This window comes from Dietzia sp. CQ4 (assembly GCF_014145125.1).
GTDB classification, from domain to species: domain Bacteria; phylum Actinomycetota; class Actinomycetes; order Mycobacteriales; family Mycobacteriaceae; genus Dietzia; species Dietzia natronolimnaea.
This window is the reverse complement of record NZ_JAALDZ010000353.1, coordinates 1-1,412: the sequence shown is the minus strand read 5'-3', so window position 1 is coordinate 1,412 and position 1,412 is coordinate 1. Positions and strand designations below refer to the sequence as shown.

At 61.8% G+C, this 1,412-nt stretch carries 1 protein-coding gene; it reads left to right on the top strand.

Annotated elements, in window-relative coordinates:
• The first annotated feature begins 354 nt into the window (after positions 1-354).
• Positions 355-1,128: a hypothetical protein gene (locus tag G6031_RS16795; protein WP_187702362.1), complete on the top strand. Its 774-nt coding sequence runs from the start codon at positions 355-357 to the stop codon at positions 1,126-1,128.
• The last annotated feature ends 284 nt before the right edge of the window (positions 1,129-1,412 follow it).

The following is a 1,412-nucleotide window of genomic DNA, read 5'->3' as shown; positions in this document are numbered from 1 at the left end:
CGATGACGTTCTCCGAGTCCGTCGACTCCACCCGAAAGTTCCAGCCCAACTCATCCCGGCGACGGAACCGAGTCCGCACCTTCCCGCGGCTGACGATGAGCACCTCCTCGCCACCGTCGCCCGAACGGTTCAGCAACGTCCCGATTCGATCAGCCATCGAAAGAGCCTTTCGTCCGGAATCTGTACCACTACACACTAGACCCGAAGGGACGGCGTTTCATAACTCCAGAAACCACCCTGTGACACAGCGGCGATGGTTGGCGGCGTAGCGTCCCGCACGGGTGTACCCCAGCGACACGGTCGGATGGTCAGAGGGATGACCCCGTTGTCGGAGGGCGGCCATATCGTTGGGGCATGACTAAGAAGAAGCCCTACGAAGTGCCGGCGGCCGGAATCGAGTACAACGAATTCGTCGGATCGCTGGGTCCATATGGGAACGGCAACCCAGTGAATACCGAACTGCACGTGCGGTACGGAATCCGAGGCGGCCACTACTACGACTGGGCTATCAAGCTGATAGCCCGGGAGGGCGACGTCGACTCACTTCGCACCACAGGCGAGCGCCCGGTGCGGTACGTGATGGACGCCTTCTCGATCGAGCAAGGAGCCGTCGTGCACCGAGTACGCACCGGCCCCAGTCCGGAAGACTTCGAGACCACCGTAGTCAGGCGACTCTTCGCGGGCGACGGGCCTGTGGTGGACGCGGGCTACAACTTCTTTCTAGGGCAGCTCGCGAAACAGTGGAATGCGCGGCACGAGACACGAGACCCGCACGCGGTCGCAACGTTCGGATTTGCGCAGCACAACCGCGACGCGGAGTTCCGCGACGTCAAGTACCCATGGGTGCGCAACACCGTGGCATGTATCGACGACGATCCAGCTGACGACGTCGTGACCGAGCGCATGAAGCACTACTTCCCTGACGGCGGGACCGTGGCGGTGCACTGCCGGTCGGACGGACGGATGAAGTTCCTGAAGATCAGTGCGGGAGCTGCGCCCGACAGTTCGAGTGATTCGACTACCGTGGACGAGGAGAAGATGACTGCGACGGGGCACACGTCAATGGGCATGATGGTCGACGCGATCTACTGCGCAGAAGACTGGATCGACGACGAGCTGCTTCCCTAAGCCCCTCTGGGCAACCATTTGACTCCCTCGCATGCGAACCTGCGCACCGTGACGGGGAGTTAAATGTTCGACATCCTCGAACAGCTTTCAGTAGTGCCCGAGCACGTCAACGCGCCCCTGGCTGGAAAGGCCTCGCCTCAAGTAAGGTCGTTACTCGATACCGCATTTACGTCCAAGCCAAGCGCTACGCCCTCGACCGCACGTCGACCGCCCACGCATCCACGAATTCGCCGGCGCCCTCCTAGGGCGTGTCTCCCAATTGGCGTAGCCAGGTGAGAATTGCG

Excerpts from the sequence above, each read along its gene's own strand:
- G6031_RS16795 (WP_187702362.1), top strand. The coding sequence starts at position 355 with ATGACTAAGAAGAAGCCCTACGAAGTGCCGGCGGCCGGAATCGAGTAC.